25 protein-coding genes and 1 pseudogene are annotated in these 21,933 nt (G+C 59.8%); 22 read left to right on the top strand and 4 right to left on the bottom strand.

Annotated elements, in window-relative coordinates; all coding sequences use genetic code 11:
- The first annotated feature begins 14 nt into the window (after nt 1–14).
- The 14 genes from ACX3YD_RS09575 (at nt 15) to ACX3YD_RS09510 (ending at nt 11,801) form a co-directional block, all read left to right on the top strand.
- Complete coding sequence (locus ACX3YD_RS09575; RefSeq protein WP_458959771.1) at nt 15–683, top strand: GntR family transcriptional regulator; 669 nt, start codon at nt 15–17, stop codon at nt 681–683.
- Nucleotides 684–695: 12 nt separating this feature from the next.
- Nucleotides 696–1,547, top strand: coding sequence for an urea carboxylase-associated family protein (locus ACX3YD_RS09570; RefSeq protein ID WP_223509114.1), 852 nt, complete (start codon nt 696–698; stop codon nt 1,545–1,547).
- 87 nt (nt 1,548–1,634) lie between these two features.
- Nucleotides 1,635–2,387, top strand: coding sequence for a 5-oxoprolinase subunit PxpA (locus ACX3YD_RS09565; protein WP_458959770.1), 753 nt, complete (start codon nt 1,635–1,637; stop codon nt 2,385–2,387).
- Complete coding sequence (locus ACX3YD_RS09560; protein WP_223509110.1) at nt 2,384–3,088, top strand: 5-oxoprolinase subunit B family protein; 705 nt, start codon at nt 2,384–2,386, stop codon at nt 3,086–3,088. The genes ACX3YD_RS09565 and ACX3YD_RS09560 overlap by 4 nt, the downstream gene beginning before the upstream one ends.
- Entirely contained in the window at nt 3,085–4,002 is a 918-nt protein-coding gene (locus ACX3YD_RS09555; RefSeq protein WP_458959769.1) for a 5-oxoprolinase subunit C family protein, read from the top strand. The genes ACX3YD_RS09560 and ACX3YD_RS09555 overlap by 4 nt, the downstream gene beginning before the upstream one ends.
- 325 nt (nt 4,003–4,327) lie before the next feature.
- Entirely contained in the window at nt 4,328–4,663 is a 336-nt protein-coding gene (locus ACX3YD_RS09550; protein ID WP_458959768.1) for an integrative conjugative element protein, RAQPRD family, read from the top strand.
- Nucleotides 4,660–4,899, top strand: coding sequence for a TIGR03758 family integrating conjugative element protein (locus ACX3YD_RS09545; protein ID WP_045060801.1), 240 nt, complete (start codon nt 4,660–4,662; stop codon nt 4,897–4,899). Before ACX3YD_RS09550 ends, ACX3YD_RS09545 begins: the two co-directional genes overlap by 4 nt.
- A gap of 17 nt (nt 4,900–4,916) precedes the next feature.
- The gene (locus tag ACX3YD_RS09540) at nt 4,917–5,288 is read left to right on the top strand and encodes a TIGR03745 family integrating conjugative element membrane protein (RefSeq protein ID WP_151141572.1); all 372 of its coding nucleotides are present in this window, start codon (nt 4,917–4,919) and stop codon (nt 5,286–5,288) included.
- Nucleotides 5,289–5,295: 7 nt separating this feature from the next.
- Nucleotides 5,296–5,709, top strand: a complete 414-nt coding sequence (locus tag ACX3YD_RS09535) for a TIGR03750 family conjugal transfer protein (protein ID WP_458959767.1) — start codon at nt 5,296–5,298, stop codon at nt 5,707–5,709.
- Nucleotides 5,706–6,347, top strand: a complete 642-nt coding sequence (locus ACX3YD_RS09530) for a PFL_4703 family integrating conjugative element protein (RefSeq protein ID WP_458959766.1) — start codon at nt 5,706–5,708, stop codon at nt 6,345–6,347. Before ACX3YD_RS09535 ends, ACX3YD_RS09530 begins: the two co-directional genes overlap by 4 nt.
- Nucleotides 6,344–7,162: a TIGR03749 family integrating conjugative element protein gene (locus ACX3YD_RS09525; protein ID WP_458959765.1), complete on the top strand. Its 819-nt coding sequence runs from the start codon at nt 6,344–6,346 to the stop codon at nt 7,160–7,162. The genes ACX3YD_RS09530 and ACX3YD_RS09525 overlap by 4 nt, the downstream gene beginning before the upstream one ends.
- Nucleotides 7,152–8,669: a TIGR03752 family integrating conjugative element protein gene (locus ACX3YD_RS09520; RefSeq protein ID WP_458959764.1), complete on the top strand. Its 1,518-nt coding sequence runs from the start codon at nt 7,152–7,154 to the stop codon at nt 8,667–8,669. The genes ACX3YD_RS09525 and ACX3YD_RS09520 overlap by 11 nt, the downstream gene beginning before the upstream one ends.
- The gene (locus ACX3YD_RS09515; RefSeq protein ID WP_458959763.1) at nt 8,632–9,048 is read left to right on the top strand and encodes a TIGR03751 family conjugal transfer lipoprotein; all 417 of its coding nucleotides are present in this window, start codon (nt 8,632–8,634) and stop codon (nt 9,046–9,048) included. The genes ACX3YD_RS09520 and ACX3YD_RS09515 overlap by 38 nt, the downstream gene beginning before the upstream one ends.
- Nucleotides 9,048–11,801 carry a conjugative transfer ATPase gene (locus ACX3YD_RS09510; RefSeq protein WP_458959762.1) on the top strand — a complete coding sequence of 918 codons (2,754 nt, stop codon included), beginning with the start codon at nt 9,048–9,050 and terminating at the stop codon, nt 11,799–11,801. The genes ACX3YD_RS09515 and ACX3YD_RS09510 overlap by 1 nt, the downstream gene beginning before the upstream one ends.
- Nucleotides 11,802–11,843: 42 nt before the next feature.
- On the opposite strand, the gene ACX3YD_RS09505 is transcribed toward ACX3YD_RS09510, so the two are convergent.
- Nucleotides 11,844–12,101, bottom strand: a complete 258-nt coding sequence (locus ACX3YD_RS09505) for a LasR-specific antiactivator QslA (protein ID WP_458959761.1) — start codon at nt 12,099–12,101, stop codon at nt 11,844–11,846.
- A 147-nt stretch (nt 12,102–12,248) separates the two neighbouring features.
- Between ACX3YD_RS09505 and ACX3YD_RS09500 the strand changes: the two genes are divergently transcribed.
- The 5 genes from ACX3YD_RS09500 to ACX3YD_RS09480 all read left to right on the top strand — a co-directional run bounded on the left by ACX3YD_RS09500 (nt 12,249) and on the right by ACX3YD_RS09480 (nt 16,811).
- On the top strand, nt 12,249–12,503 hold the full coding sequence (locus ACX3YD_RS09500) for a helix-turn-helix domain-containing protein (RefSeq protein ID WP_458959760.1): 255 nt from the start codon (nt 12,249–12,251) through the stop codon (nt 12,501–12,503).
- A gap of 105 nt (nt 12,504–12,608) precedes the next feature.
- The gene (locus ACX3YD_RS09495) at nt 12,609–13,562 is read left to right on the top strand and encodes a TIGR03756 family integrating conjugative element protein (protein ID WP_458959759.1); all 954 of its coding nucleotides are present in this window, start codon (nt 12,609–12,611) and stop codon (nt 13,560–13,562) included.
- A complete protein-coding gene (locus ACX3YD_RS09490) occupies nt 13,562–14,944 on the top strand; it encodes an integrating conjugative element protein (protein ID WP_458959758.1) in 1,383 nt (460 codons plus the stop codon). Before ACX3YD_RS09495 ends, ACX3YD_RS09490 begins: the two co-directional genes overlap by 1 nt.
- 3 nt (nt 14,945–14,947) lie before the next feature.
- Nucleotides 14,948–15,256, top strand: a complete 309-nt coding sequence (locus tag ACX3YD_RS09485; protein ID WP_458959757.1) for a hypothetical protein — start codon at nt 14,948–14,950, stop codon at nt 15,254–15,256.
- Nucleotides 15,257–15,266: 10 nt separating this feature from the next.
- Nucleotides 15,267–16,811 carry a conjugal transfer protein TraG N-terminal domain-containing protein gene (locus ACX3YD_RS09480; RefSeq protein WP_458959756.1) on the top strand — a complete coding sequence of 515 codons (1,545 nt, stop codon included), beginning with the start codon at nt 15,267–15,269 and terminating at the stop codon, nt 16,809–16,811.
- Nucleotides 16,812–16,820: 9 nt separating this feature from the next.
- Here the strand turns inward: ACX3YD_RS09480 and ACX3YD_RS09475 are convergent, their stop codons facing one another.
- The gene (locus tag ACX3YD_RS09475) at nt 16,821–17,204 is read right to left on the bottom strand and encodes a DUF3742 family protein (RefSeq protein WP_458959755.1); all 384 of its coding nucleotides are present in this window, start codon (nt 17,202–17,204) and stop codon (nt 16,821–16,823) included.
- A 441-nt stretch (nt 17,205–17,645) separates the two neighbouring features.
- Between ACX3YD_RS09475 and ACX3YD_RS09470 the strand changes: the two genes are divergently transcribed.
- Together ACX3YD_RS09470 and ACX3YD_RS09465 are read left to right on the top strand one after the other, a co-directional pair.
- Complete coding sequence (locus ACX3YD_RS09470) at nt 17,646–17,969, top strand: hypothetical protein (protein ID WP_458959754.1); 324 nt, start codon at nt 17,646–17,648, stop codon at nt 17,967–17,969.
- A 136-nt stretch (nt 17,970–18,105) separates the two neighbouring features.
- The gene (locus ACX3YD_RS09465) at nt 18,106–19,062 is read left to right on the top strand and encodes an ArdC family protein (protein ID WP_458959753.1); all 957 of its coding nucleotides are present in this window, start codon (nt 18,106–18,108) and stop codon (nt 19,060–19,062) included.
- Nucleotides 19,063–19,426: 364 nt separating this feature from the next.
- On the opposite strand, the gene ACX3YD_RS09460 is transcribed toward ACX3YD_RS09465, so the two are convergent.
- Nucleotides 19,427–19,621, bottom strand: coding sequence for a DUF7740 domain-containing protein (locus ACX3YD_RS09460; protein WP_458959752.1), 195 nt, complete (start codon nt 19,619–19,621; stop codon nt 19,427–19,429).
- A gap of 222 nt (nt 19,622–19,843) precedes the next feature.
- Between ACX3YD_RS09460 and mobH the strand changes: the two genes are divergently transcribed.
- The gene (gene mobH, locus ACX3YD_RS09455) at nt 19,844–21,562 is read left to right on the top strand and encodes a MobH family relaxase (protein WP_458959751.1); all 1,719 of its coding nucleotides are present in this window, start codon (nt 19,844–19,846) and stop codon (nt 21,560–21,562) included.
- 40 nt (nt 21,563–21,602) lie between these two features.
- On the opposite strand, the pseudogene ACX3YD_RS09450 reads toward mobH, so the two are convergent.
- Nucleotides 21,603–21,901 (bottom strand): annotated as a pseudogene (locus ACX3YD_RS09450) (IS5/IS1182 family transposase); the annotation flags it as partial.
- Nucleotides 21,902–21,933: the final 32 nt, after the last annotated feature.

The raw sequence follows: 21,933 nt of genomic DNA, 5'->3' as shown, positions 1-21,933 counted from the left end.
GAGGGAGCACAATGGTGAGTCAACCCAAGAAAAAAATTCTACCGCTGACGGATCAGGTTGCCATCGAGCTGCGCGAAGACATCATCGGCGGGCGCCTGTTGCCGGGCATGCCACTGGTGGAAAGCGAGTTAGTCAATGCCTACAACGCCTCGCGCAATACGGTGCGCGAGGCGCTGCACCAGCTGGGCCGCGAAGGCCTGACCAGCTACGTGCGCAACAAAGGTGTGATGGTGCGCCGACTGGGCATCGACGAAGTGCGCGATATCTTCAAGGTCCGCCGCACCCTCGAATTGCAGGCTATCGCGGCGAGTAAGCCGCTGCGCGAGTACCAGTCCGACTTGATGCTCGAAGCTATCGAGGCAGCGCAACTGGCCCAGGACCGCGAGAACTGGCAAGCCTTCGGCACCCATAGCCTGCGTTTTCACCAACATGTCGTGGGCCTGTTGCGCAGTCCGCTGTTCGACGAGTTTTTCACCCATGTCGCGGCCCAGATGCGCCTGGTTTTTTCCAGCGCCCCCAGTGAGGAAACCTTCCAGAAACCCTGGCTCAAACGAGATCGGCATATCCACGATCTGCTGGGCGAAGGTCGTAAAAAAGAAGCCGAGGAAGCCATGAGCAGCTACCTCAACGACTCCGAACTCGTGCTGCTGGACATTCTGAGCAGCATTCCAAAACACAAATAAAGAGGACCCACCATGTACAAGGACTATCCAGCGGCCTACCAGGTCAGCAAAGGCGCCGCATTGCAGGTCGACAAAGCCTTCTATGATCGCGTGCGCGAATCCAGGGAAAACCGGACCCTGGTCGAGCAGTTCGAAGTACCGATCCGCACTGGTCGCGCCTGGAAAGTGCCGGCGGGCCATGTTTTTCGCGTGACCACCCCGGTAGGCCCACAGGTAGGCGACTTCAACGTGTGGAATGCCAATGACCCCCGCGAGCGCATGTGGGCGGCCCGTACCCGCCAGTTGCAAGGCGCCCACGTCAGCACTTACGACCGCCTGTGGTCGAACCTGCCATTCCTGCGGCCGATGGTCACCATCACCGACGACAGCCTGGCCAACTACGGCATCGACGAACACGGCGGCCGTCTCCACGACTTGCTGGGCACCCGCTGCGACCCTTACGTGAACAAGATGCTCACCGGCGAGGACTTCCACCACCACTGCCATTCCAACCTGACCCGCGCCGTGTTGCCTCACGGTCTGACCGAGTTCGACGTGCACGACGTACTGAATATCTTTCAGTGCACCGGCCTCAATCACGACGACATGTACTTCATGAAAGCCTGCCCGGCCAAACAGGGCGACTACCTGGAGTTCTTCGCCGAAATCGACCTGCTGTGCGCCCTTTCCACCTGCCCGGGCGGCGACCTGTCGCTGCCAATGTGGGGCCCCGACGCCGAAGATCCGCTCAAAGTCTGCCGTCCGCTGGGCGTGGAAATCTATCGCCTCGACGAGTCGCTGCTGGACGGTTGGAAACAACCCCAACGCGCCGCCTACAACGGCAACCACGGCCTGCTGATTCGCAAAGCCGAGTGGGAAAAGTAACGGCAAGGTCCATCGACACCCGGGGCACTCGACCGCCCCGGGGCGTTTTACAGCCTCGCTGTACAGCCAAGGCAGGAGTCAATAACCATGAACACACCATTACTGAACTGCGATATCGGAGAGAGCTTCGGCACCTGGAACATGAGTTGCGACGCCGACATCATGCCCTTTATCGATTGTGCCAACATCGCCTGCGGCTTCCATGCCTCCGACCCAAGCACCATGCGCAAGACCGTGACCCTGGCCCTGGCCCACGACGTGTGCATAGGTGCCCATCCGGCCTACCCGGACCTGGTCGGCTTCGGACGTCGCTCCATGAGCTGCTCGCCGCAAGAAGTCGAAGACCTGATGCTCTACCAGATCGGTGCACTGGAAGGCATTTGCCGCGCGCTGGGCGGCCGGGTGCAATACGTCAAACCTCACGGCGCGCTGTACAACGACATGATGCGCGACGCCAGACAGCTGCGCGCGGTATTCAAGGCCGTGTCCGCCTACGAAGGCGAATTGCGGCTGATGCTCATGTCCCAACGCGATAACAGCACGGCCCTGGCCCTAAGCGCCGAATTCGGCGTACCGGTCTGGTTCGAAGCCTTCGCCGATCGCGCTTACGACCCGGCCGGGTACCTGGTCTCACGCAACTTACCCGGCGCGGTTCACCACAAACCCCAAACCGTGATCGACCAGGCCCTGACCCTGGCCCGTGGCGAAGACCTGATTGCCAGTGATGGCAGAACCCTGCACCTGCAGGTCGATACGATTTGCGTGCATGGCGACAACGACAGTTCGATTGCCGCCGTACAACGTATTCGCCTAGCCCTCGGGGAGCTGAAGAAGGCATGAAGATCCGCATCGAAATCGTCGCCGTAGATTGCCTGATGGTGCGGTTGTTCGACACCATCGATGAAGCCAACATGCCCTGGCTACTGGCGGCTTCCCGGCGCTTGCGCGAATGCTTCGGCCAAGGCCTGATTGACCTGGTGCCCTCCTACACCACGCTGATGGTGCATTACGACCTGCGCCAACTGCTGGCGAGCGACGCGCGGGGGTTGATCGCTCAGGCCCTCGACGGCCTGCAACCCGATGCTGGCGGCAGTGGCCGCTGCCACAGCCTGCCAACCTGGTACGACCACAGCGTGGGTCCCGAGCTGAAGCTGCTGGCGCAGCGTAGTGGGCTGCCCATCAAGGAAGTCATCGAGCGCCACAGCAGCCACGAGTACCAGGTGTTTGCCCTGGGCTTCGTACCCGGTTTCGCCTTTATGGGTCTTGTCGAGGAAATCCTCGCCAGTCGGCGCCTGAGCACCCCGCGCAAACGTGTGGCGACCGGTAGCGTCGGTATTGCCGAACGCCAGACCGCCGTGTACCCCCAAGCCTCTCCAGGTGGCTGGAACCTGATCGGGCGCACGCCAGTGAGACTGTTCGACCACTCGCTTGAGGGTTATAGCCTTCTGCAACCGGGTGACCGGGTGCGCTTCGAAGCGGTCAGCCATGACGAATTCATCCGCCTGGGCGGCGATGACACACCACTGGAGGCGGACGCATGAGTGGCTTGCTGGTAGAACGAAGTACCCCCTTGGTCCTGCTGCAAGACAGCGGCCGCTTTGGCATTCGCCAACTGGGCGTGACCCAGGGCGGTGCCACCGACTGGATCTCCATGTCCTGGGCCAACTGGCTGCTTGGCAATTCGCTGGAAGCGGCGGTGATCGAGATCACCCTCGGCGGTCTCAGCCTGATTGCTCAGCAGGATGCCTGCTTGGCCTTGGCCGGTGCCGACCTCGGCGCTAGCCTCGACGGCCAGCCGTTGCAACCCTGGCGCAGTTTCCTCGTACGCCGCGGCCAACGCCTCGTTTTCAGCCAGCCGATCCAGGGCGCACGCGCCTACTTGGCGGCCCCTGGCGGTTTCGATGCGACACCCGCCATGGGCAGCAAGGCCACCGTCTGCCGTGAAGGCCTGGGCGGCCTCGACGGCTCGGGGCTGGCACTGGCGGCGGGCAATCTGCTCGGCTGGCCCGGCACCTCCCCGGTGCCACGGGAACTAGAGGCGCCCCGAATCCCCGACCTGAGCCCGACCAAGCCCCTGGAAACCGTGCTTGGCGCGCAAATCGCCGACTTCGCCGGACAGAGCCTGTTCGATGCCTTCAACAGCCCCTGGCAAGTCGACTCGAGGGCCGACCGCATGGGCGTGCGCCTGCTCGGCCCGGTCCTGCACTACCAGGGCAAGGCGCTGATCTCCGAGGGCATTCCCCTGGGCGCCATCCAGGTGCCGCCGGACGGCCAGCCGATCATCCTGCTCAACGATCGCCAGACCATCGGCGGCTACCCACGCCTGGGCGCCCTGACCCCGCGCTCGCTGGCTCGCCTGGCGCAGTTCCTGTCAGGTACCGAACTGCGTTTATCGCCCGTAGTCCAGGAGGTCGCGCAGGGGCAGCATCTACGCTTGCTCGCTCAGTGGCATTAACGCAAGCGAATACCGCCACGCCCGGTTTCAGGGCGTGGTTTAGGCGCAATGCCCCCGCCGTCATCCGTGGTACATCTAACCTGCCCGCTTGCCTCTACCATATGCACAATATCTGGATATCGGTGTTTCGCCCTCTCCCTTCCCTGCAGTGAGTACGACGTCAGCGGCAAGCCAAAGCTCAGTAGGTATCGACTAACGCTTTCAGACATTGATTGAATTAGTCAGACAGCCCCCAAAAAAAGCGATCTACCCTAACTCGCTTTTTTTGCTGCACAACTCCTGCCATTAACTCGATTCTGTGCCCATACCGACATGGGGCAGGATCATGCCAACTACCACCTTTCGCTGCTGGTTACTGCTGTCACTGGCCATCGTCCAGGGCAGCAGCTACGCGGCCTCCGCACAGGAACAGACTCAGTTCAGTCTGATCCTGCAGCAACTCGACACGATCGAACGCCTTGCCACGCGAGCTGAGACCGCCAGCACGGCTGAATATAGCGAACGCTATCGCTTCGACTATTCCCGCCTATCCCAAGACATTCAGCACATCCGCCAAGGGGTACAGGGCTACCTGTCCCCTTCCCGCGCCGAACCGCGCGATCCCGCGGAACTGGTCGGTGATTACCGCCTCGACACGCCGCCCGCGGAGACCTCGCCATGAGCATGACGGCCGCGCAGACCGCCGCGTTCCAAAACGCCTCCGGTTTCTCGACCCAGAACAGTTCGACGCTCTGGCTATCCCTGACGCTAGTCCTGGCCTTGCTCTGGTGCACCTGGGTGATGTGGACGGCGTACCGGGGTTGGGCGACTGGCAACGTGCGCTTCGGCGCGTTTGGCGGCAGTGCCGCGCGGGTCGTGCTGGTGTTGCTGGTCCTGATGTTTTTCACCCTGTCCTAATCCAGGAGATCGGCGTCATGCTCAAGTGCTTTGCCCCCCTGAACAACAACCTGCGTGACCGTGCCAGCCAGCGCCTGATCGGTCTGTTGCTAGCACTCGGGCCCAGCCTAGCCTTGGCCGCACTCCCGACTATGGAAGCACCTTCCCGGGGTGAAGGCACCGGCTTGATCGAGACGATCAAAAACTACGCCTACGACGGCGGTATCTTGCTCGGCCTGCTGATTGCCCTACTGGCTTTCCTGGGCGTGGCTTGGCATTCGCTGACCGTGTATGCCGACGTGCAGAACCAACGTAAGACCTGGAAAGACCTCGGCGCGGTGGTCGGCATCGGTGCCCTGCTGGTGGTGATCATCATCTGGTTCCTGACCAAGGCTGCCGCGATTCTGTGAGGTCGCCATGAACGACGCTATCGAATGCCTCGCCGACGGCACCTTGGTCTTTCTGCCGGAACGGCTCAATCGTGATCCGGCGGTATTGCGCGGTTTGACCAATGACGAGATGTGGCTCGCCCTCGGTTTCGGCGCAGTCCTTGGCATCCTGCTCGGTGTCCCCCTGGCGATCGCCACGGCCTCGATTGCCGTGGCGCCGACCAGCATGATCGCGGGCATGGCACTGGTACTCTTTGCTGGCGGTACACTCCTGCGTCGGGCCAAACGGGCCCGCCCCGAAACCTGGTTGTACCGCAAACTCGAATGGATCCTGGCCAGCCGCTGGCGTCTAGGGCGCGGGAGCTTGATCCTCCACTCCGGATCTTGGACGGTACGCCGTTCCCGACGTCTGCGCCCTGCCTTGTCACGGTGGCAACCATGAGCCGCTTTCGGAACAAGGTCGATGCGCAACAAGCCCATATAGTCAGCCTGCGTCTGGCGGTAGTGATTCTCGCCCTGATCTGTACTGGGCTCTGGTACGGCTGGCGTTCGGCACCAACCGATCTGACCGTCCATGTCCCGCCCGATCTGCGCTCGGGCAGCACCCGCAAATGGTGGGACGTGCCCCCGGAGAATGTCTATGCCTTCGCCCTATACATCTTCGGCCAGCTCAACCGCTGGCCTTCGGATGGCGAACAGGACTATCGCCGCGCCATCTATGGGCTGCAGTCCTACCTGACACCCGGCTGCAAGACTTTCCTCGACGGCGACTACGAGTACCGCAAGGCCGCCGGCGAGCTGCGTCAGCGCGTACGTGGGGTCTATGAAGTGCTGGGCCGCGGCTACAGCGAGGATCCGGCCTTACGGGTCAAGCAACTCGACCGCGACAGCTGGCTAGTCCAGCTCGACCTCAATGCCGATGAGTATTACGCCGCCGAGCCGGTGAAACGGGTGGTGGTGCGTTATCCCTTGCGCGTAGTGCGTTTTGACCTGGATCCCGAACGCAATAAATGGGGATTGGCGCTGGATTGTTACCAGGGCACACCGCAAAAAATCGCCCTGCCCGGAGGTGAGCCATGAAACGAATGTTAGTGATTGGGCCCGCCGTGCTGTTGGCGCTGTATGGGGGTCTGGCTCAGGCCGTTGAGCTAATGCGCTGGGAGCGCCTGCCCCTCGCCGTCCCATTGGTCATCGGTCAAGAGCGGGTGGTCTTTATCGACGAGGACGTCCGCGTCGGTCTGCCCTCATCGCTGAGCGGCAAACTGCGTGTGCAATCCACCGGTGGCACGCTGTACCTGCACGCGGCGGAAGCGATTGCACCGACCCGATTACAACTGCAATCGGTGACGACGGGCGAGATCATCCTGCTGGATATCGCGGCAACCCCGAGTGATCAAGCGCTGGAGCCCGTACGCATCCTCAGAAACGCTCAGCCGCCACAGGCCACCGACGGTGAACCGAGCAGCGCCCCTGCTCCAGAACGCACACCGATCCCGGTCGCCTTGACCCGCTATGCCGCACAAAGCCTGTACGCGCCGCTGCGCACCGTGGAGTCCCTGCCCGGCGTACGGCGGGTACCGCTTAAGCGGCGTACCGCACTGCCGACCCTGCTACCAAGCGAGAACGTGTACAGCATTCCCATCGCTGCGTGGCGACTCGGGGATTACTGGGTGACGGCGGTAAAGTTGCGCAACCGTGGTGCCGAGACGGTGTCACTCGATCCGCGCCGACTTCAAGCCCAGCTGTTTGCCGCCGCCTTTCAGCATACCTTCCTCGGGCCGGTCAGCAGTGCCGAAGACACCACGATCGCCTACCTCGTCACCCGCGGCACGGGCCTCGAACACGCCCTTCTGTTGCCCCCACCTGCGGTGCGAGGTGCTGACGATGAAAGCTAATGCGCTGCTCAAATGGCTGGTACCGGGTGCGCTGCTGGCCGTGGTGTTGATCATTCTGAAATCCTGGGTCGCGGGGGGTAGCACACCCTCTGCGGAGGATCTGGTTGATCAGGCTAACCTCCAACTGTCCGCCGAACAGGCCAAGTCGCTGGGTATCGCGGGCGATACACCGCACGACACGGTCGCCACCCTGGTTGGCCAGGTGAAAGCGATGCGCAGCGACATGCTCAGCCTGAAGAAGAACAATGACGCGCTGCAGACGGAGAATAACCGTCTGCGTGAACGGGAAAACAGTGTCGATTCGCGTATCCAGAGCGCCCTCGGCAGTGTGACCCAACAGGTCGACGAGGGCCGCCGCCAAGCCAACGATGCCCGACTCAAAGCGGAACAAGACAGCCGTCAGGCCCATGGTCTGCTGACCCAACTGCAGGCGCAGTTGTCCGGCCTGACCAGCAAAGGCCAGGATCTGCCGATCGGGCTGGGGCTGCAGCCGGGGGATGGGGCGCAGTTCGACGGGCATCGTCCGGCCAGTGAGGCGCTGCAGTGGATTGAGCCCTCGGATACGCTGCCCAGCGACACTCGCCACACAGCCAATAGCGCCTCTGCGCTGACTCTGCCCAGCACCTTCAACGCGCTTGAGGGCTTGAAGGACAACGCCATCGATCGCAGCCAGAAACAGTTGCGCGCGGTCACCAAAGGTGAGCGCGACCTGGCGCGCTCCGTCGATCGCAGCGAAGGCGCGAAGCCGATCTACACCATTCCTGAAAACGCGACCTTAATGGGCTCGGTCGCCATGACAGCGCTGATCGGCCGGGTCCCGGTGGACGGCACGGTGAATGACCCCTACCCCTTCAAGGTGTTGGTCGGCCCCGAGAACCTGACCGCCAACGGCATTGACCTGCCGGAGGTGGCCGGTGCGGTGATGAGTGGCACGGCGTCCGGTGACTGGACGCTGTCCTGCGTACGCGGGCAAGTCGAGTCGATCACCTTTGTCTTCACCGACGGCACCATCCGCACCGTGCCGCAGCCACAGGCGCTGGCCAGTCGCAATGCCTCCACCACCCAGAGCACGAACACCGACAAAATCCGCGGAGGGCTCGGCTACCTGTCCGATCCGTATGGCATCCCGTGCATTGCCGGCGAGCGTCGCTCGAACGCCCAGCAGTACCTCGGCAGCCAGAGCCTGATCACCGCCGCCGGTGCCGGGGTCGCCGCCCTGCTCGGGGGTGAGCGGAACGACAGCAGCGTGATCAATTCGGGCGGCAGTACGCTCGGGGTCACCAGCAGCACGGGCAACAGTGCACTCAACTCCATCCTCAGTGGTGGGGTCAGTGATATCCGCGAGTGGGTCAAAAAGCTCTATGGCGAGGCCTTTGCCGCGGTGTACGTCCCTCCTGCCGCGCAGGTCGCCCTGCACCTCGACCATGAAATCACTATCGACTATGAGCCCAACGGCCGGAGCGTTCGCCATGAACCACACCATGCCTCCCTGCCTGACCTGGATTAGCCTGTTGTGCGTGGTCCTGGTCGGCTGTTCCTCCGACAAGGAGACGCTCCTACCCCATGGCGAGCAGACCATGTTGGACATCTGGAATGGCGCCGGTTCACAGGGCACCCAGCAGCAACTGCTAGATGCTCGGCAGCAGTTACGCCGCCCGTTGGATCAAGCAGACTTCTCCTCTTCTCTCCAGGAGCCGTACACTCGCACAGCGGCGAACGAGATCCGCAACCTGTTCCCTCGCCTGCCCAATCCCGATCTAGTGCTTTACGTGTATCCGCATTTGAGTGGTACCGAGCAGGCACCGGTCCCCGGTTACTCGACAGTCTTTCCGTTCTACCAACGCGTGCAGTACGCGCTGCCCGGTGAACGTCAGGAAGACTTGTAATGCACAGCGACGACGCGGACGACCGCACTCCTGGGTGGAAAGCCTGGCGCAACCCATTACGCCCTCGCGCCACCGTGGCCGACGAAGCTGCATTCTATGCGCACAACCCCAGTTTCACCGATCACCTGCCGTGGGTCGAATACCTTGAGACCGAGCAGTGCTTTCTGCTGGATGACAATCGCTCGGTGGGCGCAGTGTTCGAGCTGCTGCCCCTCGGCACCGAAGGACGCGAACCCGATTGGCTGATGGCTGCGCGCGATGCGCTCGAAGATGCCCTGCAGGACAGTTTTGACGAACTGGATCAGGCACCGTGGGTGGCGCAGTTTTTCTGTCAGGACGACCATGACTTCACCCCCTACCTGAACCGGCTCACGGAGTATGTTCGGGACAGCGCACGCAGCACGGTCTTCACCGAGGCCTATTTGGAACTCATGCGCCGTCATCTGAAGACCATCTCCAAGCCTGGCGGTCTGTTTGAAGATAAGGTAGTCACGTGCCTGCCCTGGCGTGGCAATAACCGGCGTGTGCGCTTGGTGGTCTATCGCTGGCTTGAGGCTGATGCTGAGCAGACGGGACTCACTCCGGTGCAATCACTGCATCAGGCTTGCGAACGGATCGGCGCCTCGCTGCAGGCGTGCGGGGTGCAATCAACGCGAGTCGATGGCCGAGATTTGTATGCCTGGTTATTGCCCTGGTTCAATCCAGCCCCCAGGCTCACCGATGAAGCGCCCGGAGAGTTTTACCGCCGCGTGGCCTATCCGGAGTCGGGCGACGGTGACTCGCTGGAACTGCCCTTCGATCATGACTTTGCCGAACGGCTGTTCTTCAACGAACCGCGTTCGGATGCGCAGCACGGGCTCTGGTATTTCGACGACCAGCCCCACCGCGTGATGGTGGTGGACAAGCTGCGCCGGGCGCCCTTGATTGGCCAACTCACCGGAGAAACCCGCAAGGGCGACGCAGTGAATGCTCTGTTCGACCAATTACCCGAAGGTACGGTGATGAGCCTGACTCTGGTGGTTAAACCCCAGGATGTGCTCGAGGATCAGTTGAACCGTCTGGCACGCAAAGCCATCGGTGAAAACCTGGCCTCGACCCAGACCCGCCAGGATGTCGAAGAGGCTCGCGCGATCATCGGTCGCCAGCACAAGCTGTACCGAGGAACCCTGGCGTTTTACGTGCGTGGTCACGACGAACAGCAACTGCACCAGCGCTCGGTCAGCCTGGCCAACGCACTGCTGGGCGCGGGCTTACAACCTGTACGCGAAGGCGATGAAGTCGCCGCCTGTAACAGCTACCTGCGATGGTTACCGATGGCTTACAACCCGGCCCGCGACACGCGCAACTGGTACACCCGCCTGATGTTCGTCCAGCACTTGGCGAATCTGGTTCCGGTCTGGGGCCGCAGCACGGGCACCGGCCATCCGGGGATCACCCTGTTCAATCGTGGTGGCTCGCCATTGAGTTTTGATCCGTTGTCACGTCTAGACCGGGCCATGAACGGCCATCTGCTATTGTTCGGTCCCACTGGAGCCGGTAAGTCGGCCACCCTGGTCACCCTACTGATGCAAGTCATGGCGGTGTACCGCCCTCGCCTATTTATCGTCGAGGCTGGCAACTCATTCGGCTTGCAGGGCGACTACTTCGCGACACAGGGCTTGTCGGTCAACAAGGTCCAATTAAAACCTGGCGCCTCGGTCAGTCTCGCCCCGTTCGCCGATGCTTGGCGCCTGGTCGGGCAGCCGGATCAAGTGGCGAGTCTGTCGATCGATGAGCTGGACGATGAACCGGTAGCCAGTCGCGAGGACCAGCGCGATGTCCTCGGCGAGTTGGAAATCACTGCCCGACTGATGATCACCGGTGGCGAAGCGAAGGAAGAAGCCCGACTGAGCCGAGCCGACCGCAGCTTGATCCGCGAGTGCATCCTGGATGCGGCACAGACCTGTGTCGCAGCGGACCGCAAGGTCCTCACCCGCAACGTGCGCGACGCCTTGCTGCGCGTCGCCGCCGACACGCACTTGCCGGAGAAGCGTCGCGAGCGTGCCCAGGAAATGGGCGAGTCCATCGATCTGTTTTGCCAGGGTTTCGAGGGTGAACTGTTTGATCGCGAGGGCACGCCTTGGCCCGAGAGCGATGTCACCATTGTCGACCTGGCCACTTACGCGCGCGAAGGCTACGAGGCCCAGATGTCCATCAGCTACATCAGCCTGATGAACACCGTGAACAACCTCGCCGAACGCGACCAGTACCTGGGCAGACCGATCATCATGGTCACCGATGAGGGCCATATCATCACCAAAAACCCGCTCCTAGCGCCATTCGTGGTCAAGGGGACGAAGATGTGGCGCAAGCTCGGCGCGTGGTTCTGGCTGGCGACGCAAAACCTTGCCGACTTCCCCGCTGCCGCGCAGACCATGCTCAACATGATCGAATGGTGGATTTGTTTAAACATGCCGCCCGCGGAAATCGAAGAAATCGCACGGTTCAAGAAGCTCACGCCGGCACAGAAAGCCCTGCTGCTGTCCGCCAGCAAAGAACCAGGTAAATACACCGAAGGGGTCGTGCTATCGAAGAAGCTCGAGACGCTGTTTCGAGCCGTGCCGCCCAGTCTTTACCTCGCGCTGGCCATGACGGAGCCGGAGGAAAAGGCCGAACGCTGGACACTGATGCAGGACCACGGCTGCTCAGAGCTGGAAGCTGCTTTCCGGGTAGCTGAACGGATCGATAGAGCGCGAGGAATAGAACCCACATAGGGGAATTCTATTCAGGTATCGCGCTTTCAAGCGAGTGATCGGTTATTGCGATTCACCCCGGAGCCGCTGCTGAATCCTCAACAGGAATCCGGCTTCAAAAGCATCCTGGCAGTCACCGACAGGAAAGGTCTTACGTGTTTGTGCCAGCGCCCACCACAGTGGAATCTCATCCGCTGACTCAAGCCAAGCCTCAGCACATTGCACGCCACGTTCGATCATCGAAGCAAATTCGTTGCCCCATGGGCTCATAAGGCTGCCGCATCCATCGGCCGCTGGAATTGAAATGTAGTTGTTGTCCATAGGCACCTTTTCTAATTTTATTGTTAGACGCTGGATCCAGTCCCAAAGGTCATCACGGACTGACTGACGCTCGACGCAATAGCTTAGATATACCGATGTAGACTATATCCCGTGGATTGAGAGTCCCTCAAGGCGCAATTTGCGCGCATGACTCAAGACTACGAACAGCTTCGCCTGCAACTGGCGGAGAATATCCGCTTGATGCGGCGCGTGAAAAACCTTACCCAAGAGCAGTTGGCGCTCATGGCCGAGGTGGATCGCACCTATGTCAGTCAAATCGAACGATGCACGGGCAATCCGTCGCTGTTGGTCCTGTGCAAACTCGCCAACATTTTCGAAATCACCGCAGATCAGCTACTTATAGAACCAGATATCCTGCGCAGTTCCCCTCACGTCAAATAATAGCCTCACATTTCACAAACCCGATAGATCCGCCTTCATAAATTCCACTGACAGTCTTTTGTCCGTAACCGAATCTACCCAGGCCATACACCGAGAGCCTGAATCATGCCTGTTGCCTGCTTGTCCATCCCGCCCACAAAGCTACGGCCCTTGGCGCTGAGCGTCCTGCTGGCGTGCGGCCCAAGCGTGGCGCTGGACACCGGCAGCATCACGTCCTCTGTACTTTCGCCAAATTGCCTCGCATACAGGGTCGTCGGCATTTGTTTCTGGCTGTTCTGTACTCCCTTCGGTTGTAAAGTCAGAACCTCGACCAAGGTGCGTCATTTCATCCCCGAGCTAGTGGTCTCGAGCTACGCCACCACGGGCAGCAATCCTTGGACAGAGATGGCTGCCCTATCCTCTCCCATCAGCGGCGCGGAGGGTGGCGGCAACCTGATCACGCCGGGTACCCGCCGCGACAATCTGCTCCGCTTCAAAAACGTCGATGGTATCGGTCATCCTGGAGGCTGGGCGGCTACGCAACTAGCCTCTCAATCCGGCTATGCCTGCGCCAGCGGCGCAACCGCGTTCAGGCCCTACTACCTGAGTACCCTGGACTCGCTAGCCTGGCGCCGCGGCATTCCGGAAAGTTTCTATCCAGAATCCCTCATGCCTGGTGTTCGTGAGATCGGACATCAGGCCTCGGGAAACATGTGGGGCAACGTCTATCCCCGTCAGGGTTTTCTGGTACAGCCCGACGACTTCAAAGCAGCCGCCGTCATGGCGCAACGGGCCGGCGATGTGATTACCCGCAACTGGCAGCCGCATGTGTACTTACCACTCACGCCGGCCAAACGTGACGGCTACTGGCCACCCGGCCCGATCGTCGAAAACGACGCTTCGACCCACAAATGGCAATTGCTCTACCCCCAGGTTCAGCCCACGTGCGCCATCTTCCCCAGCGATCCGATACAGAGTGCGGACGGCGGCTATTCGTGGTCGTTGTGGCGTCCTTATAGCTGCTGCAAGCGTGAGGGGCAGACCTTCCTGTTCAGCATCGACTTCGAAGGAGGTGCTTGATGAGTCGGTTTCTCGCACGACCCTGGATGGGCACGATGAGTCTGCTGCTTTGTGGACTGCTCGCCATGGCCACGCATGCCCACGCAGCCGAAGGCGATTACCGCCTGGGCACTCAAGGCGAAGTGCTCGACGACCGAGTGATGTACACCATCGGTGGCGGCTCAGCGGTGGGCTCTCCCAGTTCGCTCTACCGACCCAGCGGTCTCGGTGCTGGCGTGTCCTGGCGGGCGAACATGATGTGCGGAAATATGAGCCTCACCAACACCCTACAAAACCAGCTGAACGGTATGACCGAAGGTTTCCAGCAGATCATGGGCAGCGTCGTGCAGAACGCGACCCAAGCCGTGATGTCGCTGCCGGCGTTGATCATTCAGCGCGCCAACCCCGGTCTCTATGAGTTGCTCAGCAACGGCGTGATGCAGGGTCGTATCGACTTCGATCGATCCAAACTCACCTGCCAGGCCATGGCCGAGAAGATGGCGGACAAGGTTGGTCAAGCTGGCTGGGGCGCGCTGGCCAAGAACCAGGAGATGCAGAGTAATCTGGAGCAAACCGGCGGTGATGCGGTGGCCGCGGTAAAAAACACCGAGGCCCGTAACGGCAACAATGGGGTGTCCTGGGTCGGAGGGCAGAAGGCTGGGGGCACCGGACAAACGCCCATCCGGGTGACCGCCGACGTGGTGCGCGCGGGCTATAACCTGCTGCATAACCGGTCGGTGGATGACAGTGCCTCAATCAGTAGCAGCGACTGTCTGGGTGGAGCCATTTGCCAGACCTGGGCTTCACCTCAGGAGGAATCCGATTGGGCCGTCCGTGTGTTGGGCGAGAGCGAAGTCTCGACCTGTGACACCTGCGAAACCCTGCGGGCGACCGCTGGCAGCGGACTGACGCCGCTGATCCAGGAAGCCTACAGCGAACGCCTCAAGGCCTTGCAAGGATTGCTGTCGGGCTCACTGTCGCCTACCCCTGACAATCTGACTAAAGCCTCGAGCCCAATGCTGCCGGTGACCCGTGGTGTGGTTGAAGCCCTGCGCGACGATCCAGACCAGGATCTACTGGCACGGCGCCTGGCCAGTGAGACGGCCCTGTCCAGCGTGCTCGACAAGGCGCTCCTGCTACTGCGCACCCTATTGGCGGGCAGTCACGAACCGAACATCGCCTCCGCCGAGCCAGCCCAAACCGCCTTGACGAAAAACATCGACGCTCTGGAGCGAGAAATACGCCTGCTGCAGACCGAGCTGCAGGTCCGGCAGATGCTGGCCACCAATACCGCCAGCCTGGTGCTAGACCGGCATGCCGGTGGCGCCGACGCTTCGCGCACCGTAGAGCAAGGCGACCCAGAACCCGGCCGGCTCAATGATGCTGACGCCAGGCGCAAATGAGCCATGAAACGCTCACCGCTATTCACTTTGCTTTCGAGTCTGGGGATTGCCGCAGTGATGATCCTGGCCGCCGCACTGGTCGCCTGGATCGGCCGCACTGCGCTGGGTAGCTTCGCGGCCTGGCAGCAGGCATTCGAACTCGTACGGCCCTATCTGCGGTGGTGGCGTGCCCTGCTCTACGGCTCCCTCTTTGCGCTCTGGTGGGATCTGCTTCGGTACTCCCGACATCGCCCCCAAGATCGACTGCGCGTGAAACGCATCGGGGCATTAGGGCTCGTGCTCTTTACCTGCGTCGAACTCACCCGACTGTGAGGTCACCACCATGCTCATGAGCACCAACAGCTATTTGGAGTTTTACCTCTCCCTACTGGCCTGGATCATCAACAACGGCATCTGGAGCGTACTGTCCGATACCGGGCTGTTCGCCGCACCCTTTGGTGCAATCATCTTGCAAGAATGGCTGTCGGCCCGTCAGCAAGGCGCAGACGAAGGCAACAAAGGACTGCTCTCGGTGCCGCGTATCGAGAACCGGTTGTGGCTGGCCTACATCGTCGTGTTGTTCGGGTGCGCGCCCGTCTTTCCGCTGAGCCTCGCCTCAATTGCGTTCGACGATGCGGCCAGCCAGCGCTGCGGCGTGAGCGTGGCCAAGCCGGCGGAAACCGCCTGGGGCGCCACCTTCAATACCATCGATGAGCGATCCGCCAACGTGCCAGTCTGGTGGTTTCTGGTACACGCCTTGAGCAAAGGCGTGACCGCCGCTGCTACCGCCTCCATCCCCTGCGCACCGGATATCCGGCAGATGCGCATGGAGATCGACAGTTCGCGCATCGACAGTCAAGTACTGCTGCAGGAAGTCGCGGACTTCACTCGTGATTGCTATGGCTATTCCCGTTCGCGGCTGTTCACCAACCGTCCGCAGTTGGACAAGGCGCAAAGTCATGACGCGTCCTGGATTGGCTCAAGCTATTTTCTCGACACGCCCGGCTACTACGATACGGATCGTTCCCATACACCGCGGGCCAGTTGGCCGTATGACGAAAACCGCGATGTCTCCTTGCCTCGGCTAGAGAATGGTGCAGGCTACCCTACCTGCAAGCAGTGGTGGAGCGATAGCGGTGTCGGGTTGCGCGGGCGCTTGATCGAGCAGGTCGATCCTTCGCTGCTAACTCAGTTGAAAGGTTGGTTGACCGGCCGTTCGAGCAACGAGATCGAAGATGCCACCTTGCGTGAACTGGTCAGCCCGCGCCAGCAATCGATGTCCATGGCGCCCGGACAGGTGTACCAGGACTATGGCTCCAGCGCTCGCGGTGGTTCGATTAATCAGGGACTCAACAACCTGGCCACCAATACCGGATTGGCTCTGGGCTCCTTCAGCAACTTCCCGGCGATGAATGCGCTACGCGCCGCCCTGCCGATGGTGCAGGCCTTCCTGATCATGGGTGTCATCATCAGCTTGCCGCTGGTTCTGTTGGTCAGTACCTACCAATTGAAGACCGTCATGACCGTGACGTTCGCGCTGTTCACGTTGCATATGCTGAGCTTCTGGTGGGAGCTGGCTCGCTGGATCGATTCGAGCATGCTCGACACCCTGTACAACCAAGTTTCGGCTTCCAATCAGGTGCTGTTATCGCTGCCCACATCCGGCTTCATGGAGGGGACTGTCACGGCGCAGGTGATCGAGTATGTGATGGGGGCAATGTTCATCGTGCTTCCAATGTTATTTTTGGCTGCGATGAGCTGGGCAGGATATAGCGTGGGCTCAATAGCCGACGGCATGCTTAGCAAAGGAGCGGCCCAAGCGCAAGATGCTGGAGCTAGGGGTGCTGGAGCTCTGATGTCTGCTGGAAAGGCCTTGAGGAAGGGTTGATCAGCTCGACTACAAGTCTTTTAAATCAGGCTGACCGGGCGCGCGGCCAAATTCATACTCACCATATGGGTCGCCATATGCCTTGTACCTGAGAGCATCCTTAGGTTTGATAGGAGCTCCATTGGCGATAGCCCAACACAAAACAACGAGGATCATCACCGACACTGTTAGCCATAAGCTGACTACCAGGAGTCCGGCAGCGACTGCCAATTTGATGACCAGAAAACTGCCACGCACAAGCAGTTTTCCTGCTGGGATACCTCCTACCGCCGCACGCTCGGCCACACGCATTTCGAATGCACTCAACTTGCGATAAGCACGCTTTACCGCCTTGCCCACAGCATATGCCCAACAATGTGCGCGCGAGACTTGATTGTGGTGTTGAGTCTGCATGGCCTCGCCCTCTTCTGAGCGTTTTCATGGTGAATGCGGCAGTACTAGCCTACTACTAGAAACCAACGGTGCCTGACCGTTTATCAGTTCGTACAGCCGAAAAAACCAACCTGGAATTCAATAGATCAACCTCGTTAGACGCCGTCGCTGAGGCTATTGATCTGCATACATTGCTCAGCTAAATACAAGGTATGGATCGCTGTTATCAACAGCACCCTGCCCAGGTAGCCAGAACCTTCAAGGTTACGTCATCACTTTGGTGATGGTTCTCCCCAAGTGCGATTAGCGTTCGGTAGCTCGCACGATGACCGCTTTTGCGGTGATGAATGCCCACTGTTCTCCTGCTCGCCAGTCGAACCTTCTTGTTTTTCTTCAACCCACTGCGGGGAAATTCTTTCCCGCACGGGACAGATTTCTTCGCATTTTCAACGGAGCTACACCATGTCCGACTCACTCACAATTGAAGCCCTGAACACCATTCAGTTACCCATTGTATTCACCCCTAGCGCCTGGCAAAGCGCGGTACTGCTCGTGCGTTCAGATCAGAGGCTACAGGCTGATCGACTGAGTAACGTATTACGCGCGGCCTTCGAAGCCCACCTGGCCCATCCACACAAACTCTATGTGCTGTTCGAAGTAGTCCACATCGCACCATCGGGTCATCCACACCATGACCCGTTACTGCGCCTGAGCCTCAACCTACTCCAAGAACCGGACCAGCCTGGTGCCTTGCTGATAGCTCTTGCAGCAGAGCATCAACGCTAAGTGCTTACGGCCCGGACTCGGCCCCCACACTCACATTCGGACGGCAGCAAGACCTGCATCAATCCAACACATCACCCAATCGGGGAACCCTCCCCCGACGGGCAAGGCGTTCCTCCGTTCTCCCGAGGAAAATGCCATGCGCGATATCTACCAAGACGTGACTGACAAGATCGTTGCCGCTTTGGCCCAGGGCGCAGTTCCCTGGATCAAACCCTGGTCCTCAAGTGGCTCCGCTTACATCGGCCAACCCTACCCCATCAACGCCATCACGCGTCGTCCCTATGCGGGCATCAATTTACCGTTGCTTTGGGCCGAGGCTCGGCTGCAGGGATTCACCCAAGATCGTTGGCTGACCTTCAACCAAGCGAAAAAGGCCGGTGGGCACATCCGTAAGGGTGAGCACAGCACCCTGGCAGTGCTCTACAAACCGATAGAGCGCGAGGAACAGACGGAGTCAGGCCAACCCGTACTCGATGAGAACGGTCAGCCCAAGGTCATTCACGTTGGCATTCTCAGGACGCACTTCCTGTTCAATATCGAGCAAACGGAGGGGCTCGAAGCTCTCACTGAAACACTGATCGAAACGGAACCGAGCGATCCCTTCCAAGCCAACAGCGCTGCGGAAAATCTGTTGTTAAGTTCTGGGGCAAACATCACTCATCGATCTGCCGACGATGCCTTTTACCACCCGATCAGGGATCTCATCCAACTGCCGACAAAAGCGCAATTTCACAATGAAGGTGGATACTACGCCACTGCTCTTCATGAGCTAACTCATTGGACTGGACATCAGTCTCGGTTGCAGCGCGAAGGTGTGGTTTCCTCCTGTCCGTTCGGCTCCCCAGGCTACGCCTTCGAGGAGTTGATCGCCGAGATGGGCGCTGCGTTTTTATGTGCCTATGCCGGTATACAGGGAGAGTTACGGCACGAGGGCTACATCGATTCCTGGCTCAGTCTGCTCAAGGCAGACAAGCGTGCGATCTTTCGCGCCAGTGGCCAAGCCAGAAGCGCATCGGAGTACTTGCGTAATTTGGAGCGGCAGTTGAAGCCAGCGGTCTTTGATGACTCACCATGCATGAACGACGAGGTTTAATCGTCCACTATGCAGAGACTCACTGCTACAGATGCTTCATTGGGCCCGACGCAAGTTGGGCCTTTTTTGCCTTCAGAACCAACGACTTCCAGGAGCGGCACTTTGCCACAGCTGATCACATGCCCAAGGAAGCGCCCTTCGATGTGCAGATAAAACACCATCCAGCTGCGACGAGCAGTGCTGTTCAGTAAGTAATCAATCCGTTGCGACCAGCCTACTCCGAGGCACGTAGACATTTATCCACAGATATACACACGCTTTTCGTGGACAACTTTCAATCTGTCTCGGCGGACTTCCACCCCCGATTGAACTACCGACTGAGGGCCCATATGAGAGCGTGACCATACGTGAAGATACCGCTGGATCAGTCATCCAGGTTCTCCGCTAGAAACCCAACCAACTCGAGCGGGCTTTGGCTGTCGATCACCTTGTAGATCAGATCGCGCTTACTGCGCGGCAACTTCTTGACCACGCTTTTCGCCGAGGCCCTGACGGCTTCGTCGGTCCCATGTATACGCGCCGCGAGTAGCAGCACTATCGTTGCGTCAGTGAGGTTCATGGCAAGACTCAAAAATTATCCACCGCAGTGTACCGATTCATGTCTTTTCCGTACCAGCCCCCTGAAAAACGTTGCCTAGCAATATCAGTATTCGGATTGCCGCGCAAAAGGACACCAGCCAAAAAGGACGGGGAAGGGTTGGAAAGGAATGGGGCTCAAGGGTAAGAGCTCTATCCGAAAAGGCAAAAAGGCCACTGACCCAGCCAGTTCCCGGAGGTCCCGATGCTCCTCAGCCTGTTTCGCCGCAAAAGGCAAAATCCCCCTCTATCACCGACCGTGAACGTCGCCGAAGGTTACCTACCCGTTGAATCAGCCCACACCTTGTTAGCGGCGGAGCACCGCCGCCAGTTGCTCGATCGCATCTGGCAGTACACCGCCCTCTCCCATGCACAGTTCATCCAGCTCTATTTAAATCCAATCCATCGCTACGCCAAACAGGTCCAGCAATTCCCCGCCAGCGAGACGCACCACCATGCTTACCTCGGCGGCATGCTCGACCATGGCCTGGAGCTGGTTGCCTGCAGTCTGAAACTGCGTCAGTCGTATCTGCTGCCCACCGGTGCCGCACCCGAAGACCAAGCCGCCCAGACTGATGCCTGGTCCGCTGGTATTGCTTACGGTGCCCTGCTCCACGACATCGGCAAGATCGCCGTGGACCTGCAGGTCGAACGCCACGATGGCAGCGTTTGGCACCCCTGGCAGGGGGCACTGGATCAGCCCTACCGTTTTCGTTACCTCAAAGGTCGCGATTACCACCTGCACGGCGCCGCCGCTGGCTTGCTCTACACCCAGATTCTCGACCGCCCGATCCTCGACTGGCTCAGTGGTTTTCCGTCGCTGTGGGCCAGCCTGCTGTATGTCCTGGCCGGTCAGTACGAACATGCCGGTGTACTGGGCGAACTGGTGATTCAGGCCGATCGGGTCTCCACCGCACAAAACATGGGGGGCAACCCGAGTAAGGCGCTGCAGGCGCCGATCCGTTCACTGCAACATCACTTAATCACTGGACTACGCCATCTGGTTCAACACGAGCTAAAGCTCAATCAACCGGGTGCCGCCGGCTGGCTGACCCAGGACGCCCTGTGGCTGGTGAGCAAGGTCGTCACCGACAAGCTGCGCGCTTATCTGCTGTCGCAATCGATTGAGGGCATCCCCTCCTCCAACATCGCCGTGTTCGACGAGCTGCAATCCCATGGGCTGGTCGAGTCGACCCCGGAAGGCAAAGCCATCTGGACCGCGCGGGTGGCACAGGGAAGCTGGCAGCAAAGTTTCACCTTTCTACGCCTTCAACCAGCGTTGATTTGGGGAAGCGAAGACCGGCCTGAAGCTTTCAGCGGAACGGTGAGCGTGGCCGTCGATAACCAGCCGACAATAGCTCCGGCATCACCACCCACCTTCGAAGCTGGCAGTGCCGGAGCAGATCAAAACCCATCGCAAACCGATCCCGGGGCGATGGAAGATGCCGAATATCTCGGAACACTGTTGGATATGTTCGATCCGGCAGAATCCGAAAGCAATGATGCACCACCAGAGCCCCCCCTCGAAAGCTCAAGCGTCCCTTCAGACCCTGGTCAGACATTCCTGAATTGGGTCAAGGACGGCATTCTGAGCCACAAGCTGATCATCAATGACAGCAAGGCCAAGGTGCACATCGTGAGCGGTTCGGTGTTTCTGGTTACACCGGGTCTGTTCCAACGCTACGTTCAGGAATTTCCTAATATCGCTCTAGGGACAGACCTCGAAGGTGAAGAATGGCGCTGGGTGCAGAAGCAGTTCGAGAAACTGAAGGTCCACAGGAAGCGTGACGACGGTTTGAATATCTGGGTGTGCCAAGTGCAAGGCCCAAGAAAAAAAGCACTCTTGAAGGGATATTTTCTGATTAACCCGGGCTTGCTGTTCAATTCCGTGCCTTCAGACAATCCTCACCTTCATATGTTATGAATGCGGTGCCTACGCACAGCCTCAGTGAATGGTCAGAAGCACAGCGCTTGCGATGCCGCACCTGCTTACCGGGGATACGAACCTGATCCAGAAGCACCTTAGCATTCGATATATCTCTGGCTTATACCGGAGACGCCAAAAGCGCAAAGGCACTCCGTTGGTGTCACAAACCATATGAATTGATTGTAAGGCCTCCTCGGCTGCGCTCCAGCGCATGGTCTGCTGGCTCTTCTGGCCCCCTGTCTTCCCGGAGCCGGAAGAGACTCGGATTGCACGCGCAGCTGTTGAAATGCTCATCCAGGTGTCCAGATGAATCAGGTCCTCCTGGTTAAGTCGGATATCATCGGGAGGGCCCGTTTTTTTTTTCGCGG

Source organism: Pseudomonas fluorescens group sp. PF-1, assembly GCF_054481335.1.
The sequence above is the reverse complement of the archived record's forward strand: the minus strand, read 5'-3'. Positions and strand labels throughout refer to the sequence as shown.

What these genes read in the sequence shown, in the direction of transcription:
- ACX3YD_RS09570 (WP_223509114.1), top strand. Translation starts at nt 696, where the DNA reads ATGTACAAGGACTATCCAGCGGCCTACCAGGTCAGCAAAGGCGCCGCA.
- ACX3YD_RS09565 (WP_458959770.1), top strand. Translation starts at nt 1,635, where the DNA reads ATGAACACACCATTACTGAACTGCGATATCGGAGAGAGCTTCGGCACC.
- ACX3YD_RS09560 (WP_223509110.1), top strand. Translation starts at nt 2,384, where the DNA reads ATGAAGATCCGCATCGAAATCGTCGCCGTAGATTGCCTGATGGTGCGG.
- ACX3YD_RS09555 (WP_458959769.1), top strand. Translation starts at nt 3,085, where the DNA reads ATGAGTGGCTTGCTGGTAGAACGAAGTACCCCCTTGGTCCTGCTGCAA.
- ACX3YD_RS09550 (WP_458959768.1), top strand. Translation starts at nt 4,328, where the DNA reads ATGCCAACTACCACCTTTCGCTGCTGGTTACTGCTGTCACTGGCCATC.
- ACX3YD_RS09545 (WP_045060801.1), top strand. Translation starts at nt 4,660, where the DNA reads ATGAGCATGACGGCCGCGCAGACCGCCGCGTTCCAAAACGCCTCCGGT.
- ACX3YD_RS09540 (WP_151141572.1), top strand. Translation starts at nt 4,917, where the DNA reads ATGCTCAAGTGCTTTGCCCCCCTGAACAACAACCTGCGTGACCGTGCC.
- ACX3YD_RS09535 (WP_458959767.1), top strand. Translation starts at nt 5,296, where the DNA reads ATGAACGACGCTATCGAATGCCTCGCCGACGGCACCTTGGTCTTTCTG.
- ACX3YD_RS09530 (WP_458959766.1), top strand. Translation starts at nt 5,706, where the DNA reads ATGAGCCGCTTTCGGAACAAGGTCGATGCGCAACAAGCCCATATAGTC.
- ACX3YD_RS09525 (WP_458959765.1), top strand. Translation starts at nt 6,344, where the DNA reads ATGAAACGAATGTTAGTGATTGGGCCCGCCGTGCTGTTGGCGCTGTAT.
- ACX3YD_RS09520 (WP_458959764.1), top strand. Translation starts at nt 7,152, where the DNA reads ATGAAAGCTAATGCGCTGCTCAAATGGCTGGTACCGGGTGCGCTGCTG.
- ACX3YD_RS09515 (WP_458959763.1), top strand. Translation starts at nt 8,632, where the DNA reads ATGAACCACACCATGCCTCCCTGCCTGACCTGGATTAGCCTGTTGTGC.
- ACX3YD_RS09510 (WP_458959762.1), top strand. Translation starts at nt 9,048, where the DNA reads ATGCACAGCGACGACGCGGACGACCGCACTCCTGGGTGGAAAGCCTGG.
- ACX3YD_RS09505 (WP_458959761.1), bottom strand. Translation starts at nt 12,101, where the DNA reads ATGGACAACAACTACATTTCAATTCCAGCGGCCGATGGATGCGGCAGC.
- ACX3YD_RS09500 (WP_458959760.1), top strand. Translation starts at nt 12,249, where the DNA reads ATGACTCAAGACTACGAACAGCTTCGCCTGCAACTGGCGGAGAATATC.
- ACX3YD_RS09495 (WP_458959759.1), top strand. Translation starts at nt 12,609, where the DNA reads ATGCCTGTTGCCTGCTTGTCCATCCCGCCCACAAAGCTACGGCCCTTG.
- ACX3YD_RS09490 (WP_458959758.1), top strand. Translation starts at nt 13,562, where the DNA reads ATGAGTCGGTTTCTCGCACGACCCTGGATGGGCACGATGAGTCTGCTG.
- ACX3YD_RS09485 (WP_458959757.1), top strand. Translation starts at nt 14,948, where the DNA reads ATGAAACGCTCACCGCTATTCACTTTGCTTTCGAGTCTGGGGATTGCC.
- ACX3YD_RS09480 (WP_458959756.1), top strand. Translation starts at nt 15,267, where the DNA reads ATGCTCATGAGCACCAACAGCTATTTGGAGTTTTACCTCTCCCTACTG.
- ACX3YD_RS09475 (WP_458959755.1), bottom strand. Translation starts at nt 17,204, where the DNA reads ATGCAGACTCAACACCACAATCAAGTCTCGCGCGCACATTGTTGGGCA.
- ACX3YD_RS09470 (WP_458959754.1), top strand. Translation starts at nt 17,646, where the DNA reads ATGTCCGACTCACTCACAATTGAAGCCCTGAACACCATTCAGTTACCC.
- ACX3YD_RS09465 (WP_458959753.1), top strand. Translation starts at nt 18,106, where the DNA reads ATGCGCGATATCTACCAAGACGTGACTGACAAGATCGTTGCCGCTTTG.
- ACX3YD_RS09460 (WP_458959752.1), bottom strand. Translation starts at nt 19,621, where the DNA reads ATGAACCTCACTGACGCAACGATAGTGCTGCTACTCGCGGCGCGTATA.
- mobH (WP_458959751.1), top strand. Translation starts at nt 19,844, where the DNA reads ATGCTCCTCAGCCTGTTTCGCCGCAAAAGGCAAAATCCCCCTCTATCA.